The organism is Streptomyces sp. NPDC104581 (genome assembly GCF_055583685.1).
Genome location: NZ_JBVJNN010000022.1, coordinates 116,157 through 123,499, shown reverse-complemented (window position 1 = coordinate 123,499; position 7,343 = coordinate 116,157). Strand labels below are relative to the sequence as shown.

Genomic DNA, 7,343 nt, shown 5'->3' with positions numbered 1-7,343 from the left:
CGTACCCCCCCCCCCCCCCCTCCCCTCCCCCCCCCCTCCCCCCCCCCCCCCCCCCCCCCCCCCCCCCCCCCCCCCCCCCCCCCCCCCCCCCCCCCCCCCCCCCCCCCCCCCGCCCGCAGCCGCACCCCGCACCCCGCACCGATCACCGCCGCTCGTCCCCCGTCACCGCGATCGGACACACGCGATCGGACACACCGGTGAACGGACCAACCGCCCCCGGCCCACCGCCATGCACGACGATGACCTGGCCGCGCGCGCCGCCCACAGGGACCGGATCGCCGAGCGCGCCACCATCGACCTGCGGGCAGCCGACGCAGCAGAGGAGAGAGCATGGCCGCCAATCCAGCATTCGTGATCGTCGGAGCCGGCCTGGCCGGAGCGAAGGCAGCGGAGGCCCTCCGTGAGGAGGGCTTCGACGGCCCGATCGCACTGCTCGGCGAGGAGAGCGAGCGCCCCTACGAACGGCCGCCGCTCTCCAAGGGCTATCTGCGGGGCAAGGACGAACGCGAGACGGCCTTCGTGCACCCTTCCGGGTGGTACGCGGAGCACGACGTCGATCTGCGGCTGGGCACCACGGTCACCGCGATCGACCCGGCCGCCCACGAGGTCACGCTCTCCGACGGCGGTCGCGTCGGCTACGCGAAGCTGCTGCTGACCACCGGCTCGTCGCCCCGCCGGCTGCCGCTGCCGGGGGCCGACCTCGAAGGGGTGCTCCAGCTGCGCCGGTTCGCCGACAGCGACCGCATCAAGGAGACGTTCTCATCCGCGTCGCGCGTCGTGGTGATCGGTGCGGGCTGGATCGGTCTGGAGACGGCCGCCGCCGCCCGGGAGGCCGGGCTCGAGGTCACGGTCCTGGAGTCGGCCGAACTCCCGCTGCTCCAGGTGCTGGGCCCGGAAGCCGCCCGGGTCTTCGCCCGGCTGCACACCGATCACGGGGTCGAACTGCGCTGCGGCGTCGAGGTCGCGGAGATCACCGGCACGGCCGGCCGGGCGACGGGTGTACTGCTGGCCGACGGAAGCCGCCTCGACACCGACGCGGTGATCGTCGGCGTCGGCATCACCCCCAACACCCGACTCGCCGCGGCGGCCGGCCTGGAGGTCGACAACGGCATCCGCGTCGACGCCCACCTGCGCACCTCCGAGCCGGACATCCACGCCGCGGGAGACGTCGCCAACGCCTTCCACCCGTCGCTGGGCAGGCACATCCGCGTCGAGCACTGGGCCAACGCGCTCAACCAGCCCCGGACCGCGGCGAGGACGATGCTCGGCCGGGACGCGGCGTACGACCGCGTCCCGTACTTCTTCACCGATCAGTACGACCTGGGCATGGAGTACACCGGATACGCCGAACCCGGCTCCTACGACCGGGTCGTCTTCCGCGGTTCCACGGACACACGGGAGTTCATCGCCTTCTGGCTCGCCGGGGGTCGTGTGCTGGCCGGGATGAACGTCAACGTCTGGGACGTCACCGATCCGATCCGTGACCTCGTCACCTCCGGCCGGGCGGTGGACGCGGACGAACTCGCCGACAGCGACGTGCCCCTGACGGACCTTCTCGCGCGCGCCGGAAGGACCGCCGGCTGATCCGACGACGGCGCCCCTCCCCCGGCGGCGCCGACGCGGCGAGGGGCCCGGGAGATTGTCCCGGCCCCCTCGCCGTGCGCACCGCTGCTCAGACGCGGCGGATCAGTCGGTCAGATCCACCGAGCGCGCCGAGTTGGCGCCGATCTCGGCGGAGATCTCGGCCAGCACCGCCGGGGGCACGTTGTCGTCGACGGACAGGACGACCAGCGCCTCGCCGCCCTCCTCCGCACGCGAGACCTGCATCCCCGCGATGTTCAGCCCCGCCTCGCCGAGGATCCGGCCGACGGTGCCGACGACACCCGGACGGTCCTCGTACCGCAGGACGACCATGTGGTCGGCCAGGGACACGTCGACGTCGTACTCACCGATGGCGACGATCTTCTGGAGGTGCTTCGGGCCTGCGAGCGTGCCGGAGACCGACACGTCCTCGCCGCCCGAGAGCGTGCCCCGCACGGTGACCACGTTGCGGTGGTCGGGCGACTCGCTCGACGTCGTGAGACGTACCTCCACACCGCGCTCCTGCGCGAACAGCGGCGCGTTCACATACGACACCGTCTCGTCGACGACATCCTCGAACACGCCCTTCAGCGCGGAGAGTTCGAGCACCTTCACATCGTGCTGCGTGATCTCGCCGTAGACCTCGACATCGAGGCGTACGGCGACCTCGCCCGCCAGCGCGGTGAAGATCCGGCCCAGCTTCTCGGCGAGCGGCAGACCCGGGCGTACGTCCTCGGCGATGACCCCTCCCTGGACGTTGACCGCGTCGGGCACCAGCTCACCGGCGAGCGCGAGGCGCACCGACCTGGCGACCGACACGCCCGCCTTCTCCTGCGCCTCGTCCGTGGAGGCGCCGAGGTGCGGGGTGCAGACGACCTGGTCGAACTGGAAGAGCGGGGAGTCCGTGCAGGGCTCCTTCGCGTAGACGTCCAGACCGGCGCCCGCGACACGGCCCTCCTTGAGCGCGGAGGCCAGCGCCTCCTCGTCCACGATCCCGCCGCGCGCGGCGTTGACGATCCGCACCGTCGGCTTGACCTTGTGCAGCGCCTCGTCCCCGATCAGGCCCAGCGTCTCGGGGGTCTTCGGCAGGTGCACGGTGATGAAGTCCGACACCTCGAGCAGCTCGTCCAGGGAGAGCAGCTTGACGCCCATCTGCGCGGCTCGCGCGGGCTGCACGTAGGGGTCGTACGCGACGATCTTCATCCCGAACGCCGACATGCGCTGCGCGACCAGGACGCCGATGCGGCCGAGACCGACGACGCCGAGCGTCTTCTCGCTCAGCTCGACGCCCGTGTACTTGCTGCGCTTCCACTCGCCGTTCTTCAGGGCGGTGTTGGCCTGCGGGATGTTGCGCGCCGTGGCGACCAGCAGACCGCAGGCCAGCTCGGCGGCGGTGACGATATTGGAGGTGGGCGCGTTGACGACCATGACGCCGGCCTTGGTGGCGGCCGAGACGTCGACGTTGTCGAGCCCGACGCCGGCGCGGGCGACGACCTTCAGCTTCTTCGCCGCGGCGACGGCCTCGGCGTCGACCTTGGTCGCGGAGCGGACAAGGATCGCGTCCACGTCGGCGATGGCGGGCAGCAGTTCGGCGCGGTCGGCACCGTTGCAGTGCCTGATCTCGAAGTCCGGGCCGAGGGCGTCGACAGTGGCGGGCGACAGCTCCTCGGCGATGAGTACAACCGGCTTTTCGTTGGAACGCGAGCTCACGTGGGTCCTCACAGGTCCATTGCGGACGGCCGTCCCGACGGCCGCAGGCGGCGGAGGGTGCCAGGCCCGGGTCGGGGCCTGATCGCGTGGAAGACGCACGACATTGTGGGCCTGACGCGGATGTATGCAGCAGTGTAGTGGTGTCGGCGGCAGGGGTTTCCCGCCTCGACGGGCGGATCACCCGTACGTGGCCGGACCCCGCCACAAGCGCTTTCCGACGGCCGTCCGGCGCCCTTTCGGCACCCCTGGCGACGGTCCGCCGTTACGGGCCGGTCCGGGGGGGGGGGGGGGGGGGGGGGGGGGGGACAACCCCGACCCCCCCGTCCACCCTTTCCCCCCCCCCCTGCCACCGTCCCCCCTCCCCCCCCCCCCCCTCCCCCCCCCCCCCCCCCCCCCCCCCCCCCCGCGCACGCCTCAGGCGTCGTCGTTGTCGACCCAGCTCATCAGCTTGCGCAGCTCGCGGCCCGTGCTCTCCAGCAGCGAGTCGCTGTCGGCCTTCTTGTACTCGTTGTACTTCTTCAGACCGCCGTGGTACTCGTCCATCCAGTTCTTGGCGAACGTGCCGTCCTGGATCTCGGCGAGGACCTTCTTCATCTCGGCCTTGGTCTGGTCCGTGATGATCCGCGGGCCGGTGACGTAGTCGCCCCACTCGGCGGTCTCGGAGACCGACCAGCGCATCTTGTCCAGGCCTCCCTCGTACATCAGGTCCACGATCAGCTTCAGCTCGTGGAGGCACTCGAAGTACGCGATCTCCGGCTGGTAGCCGGCCTCGACCAGCGTCTCGAACCCGGCCTTGACCAGAGCGGACGTACCGCCGCAGAGGACGACCTGCTCGCCGAAGAGGTCGGTCTCGGTCTCCTCGCTGAAGGTCGTCTTGATGACGCCGGCGCGCGTGCCGCCGATGCCCTTCGCGTAGCTCAGCGCCAGCTCGAAGCCCTTGCCGGTGGCGTCCTGCTCGACGGCCGCGATACACGGCACGCCGCGGCCCTCCTCGTACTGACGGCGGACGAGGTGGCCCGGTCCCTTGGGGGCGACCATGGCGACGTCGACACCGGCGGGCGGCTTGATGAAGCCGAAGCGGATGTTCAGGCCGTGTCCGAAGAAGAGCGCGTCGCCGTCCTTCAGGTTGTCCTTGATGGACTCCTCGTAGACCTGTCCCTGGATCGGGTCCGGCACCAGGATCATGATGACGTCGGCCTCGGCCGCGGCGGCGGCGGGCGTCACCACGCGCAGGCCCTGCTCCTCGGCCTTCGCCCTGGACTTGGACCCCTCGTGCAGGCCGACCCGGACGTCGACACCCGAGTCACGGAGCGACAGCGCGTGGGCGTGGCCCTGGCTGCCGTAGCCGATGACCGCGACCTTGCGGCTCTGGATGATGGACAGGTCGGCATCGTCGTCGTAGAACAGCTCGGCCACTGGGTCTTCTCCTTGGTGTGCAAACTGAGGTGTCGCGGTGGTGGGCCCCACCGTACGGCGGAGCGGGTAAAGGGAGTCTCACGGTCTCGGCATACGAACCGGGGTGCCGTACGGCTCCGATGGCGGCGCCTCCGGGCGGACCCGGAAGCGCCGCCGGAGCGGGGCTACGCGCTGCGGTCCAGCGCCCGCAGGCTGCGGTCGGTGATGGACCGCGCGCCGCGCCCTATGGCGATCGTGCCGGACTGGACCAGCTCCTTGATGCCGAACTGCTCCAGCATCTTCAGCATGGCGTCGAGCTTGTCACTCGATCCGGTGGCCTCGATGGTGACGGCCTCGGGCGAGACGTCCACGGTCTTGGCGCGGAAGAGCTGCACGATCTCCACGATCTGGGAGCGGGTCTCGTTGTCGGCGCGGACCTTCACCAGGACGAGTTCCCGCTGGATCGCGGCGCCGGGCTCCAGTTCGACGATCTTCAGGACGTTGATCAGCTTGTTGAGCTGCTTCGTCACCTGTTCGAGCGGCAGGTCGTCGACGTTGACCACGATGGTGATGCGGGAGATGTCGGGGTGCTCGGTGACACCCACCGCGAGTGAGTCGATGTTGAAGCCGCGCCGGGAGAACAGCGCGGCGATCCTGGCCAGGATGCCGGGGGTGTTCTCCACCAGGACGGAGAGGGTGTGCTTGGAAGACATGTTCGTCGTTCTTTCTCTCGCTCTCGGCATCCGGCTCAGTCGTCCAGGCCGTCGCCGAAGTCGGGGCGCACACCCCGGGCGGCCAGGACCTCGTCGTTGGAGGTGCCCGCGGCGACCATCGGCCAGACCTGGGCGTCCTCGTGGACGATGAAGTCGACCACCACGGGGCGGTCGTTGATGGAGTTGGCCTTGGCGATCACGGCGTCCAGCTCGTCCGGGGACTCGCAGCGCATCGCGACGCAGCCCATGGCCTCGGAGAGCTTCACGAAGTCCGGGATCCGGGTGCCGCCGTTGGGCTTGGCGCCGTCCGGGGCCGCGCCCTCGAAGGAGCCGCCGGCGGCCACGTCGGGCCCGCTGTGCAGGACGGTGTTGGAGTAACGCTGGTTGTAGAAGAGGGCCTGCCACTGGCGGACCATGCCCAGCGCCCCGTTGTTGATGATCGCGACCTTGATGGGGATGTTGTTGAGGGCGCAGGTGACCAGTTCCTGATTGGTCATCTGGAAGCAGCCGTCCCCGTCGATCGCCCACACCGTGCGCTCCGGCTGCCCGGCCTTGGCGCCCATCGCGGCCGGGACGGCGTACCCCATCGTGCCCGCGCCGCCGGAGTTGAGCCAGGTGGCGGGCTGCTCGTAGTCGATGAAGTGGGCGGCCCACATCTGGTGCTGGCCGACGCCCGCCGTGTAGATCGTGTCGTCCGGGGCGAGCTGGCCGATGCGCTGGATGACGTGCTGCGGGGAGAGACTGCCGTCGGCCGGCTGGTCGAAGCCGAGCGGGTACGTCTCGCGCCAGCGGCTCAGGTCGCGCCACCAGGCGCTGTAGTCACCGACGTTGCCCTCGGTGTGCTCGGCCTGGACCGCCTGGACGAGGTCGGCGAGGACCTCGCGGGCGTCGCCCACGATCGGCACGTCGGCGGCGCGGTTCTTGCCGATCTCGGCCGGGTCGACGTCGGCGTGGACGATCTTGGCGTACGGGGCGAAGCTGTCCAGCTTGCCGGTGACGCGGTCGTCGAAGCGGGCTCCGAGGGCGACGATCAGGTCGGCCTTCTGCAACGCGGTGACGGCGGTGACCGCACCGTGCATGCCCGGCATTCCCACGTGCAGCGGGTGGCTGTCGGGGAACGCGCCCAGCGCCATCAGGGTGGTGGTGACGGGGGCGTTGGTCAGTTCGGCGAGAACGCGCAGTTCGGCGGTGGCCCCGGCCTTGATGACGCCGCCGCCGACGTACAGCACCGGCCGCTTGGCCTGGGTGATCAGCTTGGCGGCCTCGCGGATCTGCTTGGCGTGCGGCTTGGTGACCGGCCGGTAGCCGGGCAGCTCCTGGGCGGGCGGCCAGCTGAAGGTGGTCTTCGCCTGGAGGGCGTCCTTGGCGATGTCCACGAGGACGGGTCCCGGGCGGCCCGTGGCGGCGATGTGGAACGCCTCCGCGATGGTGCGCGCGATGTCCTCGGCCTTGGTGATCAGGAAGTTGTGCTTGGTGATCGGCATCGTGATGCCGCAGATGTCCGCCTCCTGGAAGGCGTCCGTGCCGATCGCCTTGCTGGCGACCTGGCCGGTGATCGCGACGAGCGGCACGGAGTCCATGTGCGCGTCGGCGATCGGGGTGACCAGGTTGGTCGCGCCGGGGCCCGAGGTGGCCATGCAGACGCCGACCTTGCCGGTGGCCTGCGCGTAGCCGGTGGCCGCGTGGCCGGCGCCCTGCTCGTGGCGGACCAGGATGTGACGGAGCCGGGTGGAGTCCATCATCGGGTCGTAGGCCGGGAGGATGCAGCCGCCGGGGATGCCGAATACCGTGTCGGCTCCCACTTCCTCGAGAGAGCGGATGAGGGACTGCGCGCCCGTGACGTGCTCAACGGTGGCGGACGCGGGTCCGCCGTTACGGGCGCGCGGCGTCGGGTGGGCCCCGGTGGCCTGCTCGGTCATCGTCATTCTCTTCTCGAGGCTGAGG

Annotated in this window: 5 protein-coding genes; 1 reads left to right on the top strand and 4 read right to left on the bottom strand. The window is 70.8% G+C overall.

What is annotated here, in order from left to right; genetic code table 11:
• The first annotated feature begins 330 nt into the window (after positions 1-330).
• The gene (locus ACZ61E_RS19745) at positions 331-1,584 is read left to right on the top strand and encodes an NAD(P)/FAD-dependent oxidoreductase (RefSeq protein ID WP_469701009.1); all 1,254 of its coding nucleotides are present in this window, start codon (positions 331-333) and stop codon (positions 1,582-1,584) included.
• A 102-nt stretch (positions 1,585-1,686) separates the two neighbouring features.
• On the opposite strand, the gene serA is transcribed toward ACZ61E_RS19745, so the two are convergent.
• The 4 genes from serA to ACZ61E_RS19725 all read right to left on the bottom strand — a co-directional run bounded on the left by serA (position 1,687) and on the right by ACZ61E_RS19725 (position 7,318).
• Positions 1,687-3,291: a phosphoglycerate dehydrogenase gene (serA, locus tag ACZ61E_RS19740; RefSeq protein ID WP_469701008.1), complete on the bottom strand. Its 1,605-nt coding sequence runs from the start codon at positions 3,289-3,291 to the stop codon at positions 1,687-1,689.
• 414 nt (positions 3,292-3,705) lie between these two features.
• Positions 3,706-4,707: a ketol-acid reductoisomerase gene (ilvC, locus tag ACZ61E_RS19735; RefSeq protein ID WP_164252899.1), complete on the bottom strand. Its 1,002-nt coding sequence runs from the start codon at positions 4,705-4,707 to the stop codon at positions 3,706-3,708.
• Between the two features lie 164 nt (positions 4,708-4,871).
• Positions 4,872-5,399 carry an acetolactate synthase small subunit gene (gene ilvN, locus ACZ61E_RS19730; RefSeq protein WP_469701006.1) on the bottom strand — a complete coding sequence of 176 codons (528 nt, stop codon included), beginning with the start codon at positions 5,397-5,399 and terminating at the stop codon, positions 4,872-4,874.
• Between the two features lie 35 nt (positions 5,400-5,434).
• Positions 5,435-7,318, bottom strand: a complete 1,884-nt coding sequence (locus tag ACZ61E_RS19725; protein ID WP_469701004.1) for an acetolactate synthase large subunit — start codon at positions 7,316-7,318, stop codon at positions 5,435-5,437.
• Positions 7,319-7,343: the final 25 nt, after the last annotated feature.

Coding starts and splice junctions, on each gene's coding strand:
- ACZ61E_RS19745 (WP_469701009.1), top strand. CDS start 331: ATGGCCGCCAATCCAGCATTCGTGATCGTCGGAGCCGGCCTGGCCGGA.
- ilvN (WP_469701006.1), bottom strand. CDS start 5,399: ATGTCTTCCAAGCACACCCTCTCCGTCCTGGTGGAGAACACCCCCGGC.
- ACZ61E_RS19725 (WP_469701004.1), bottom strand. CDS start 7,318: ATGACCGAGCAGGCCACCGGGGCCCACCCGACGCCGCGCGCCCGTAAC.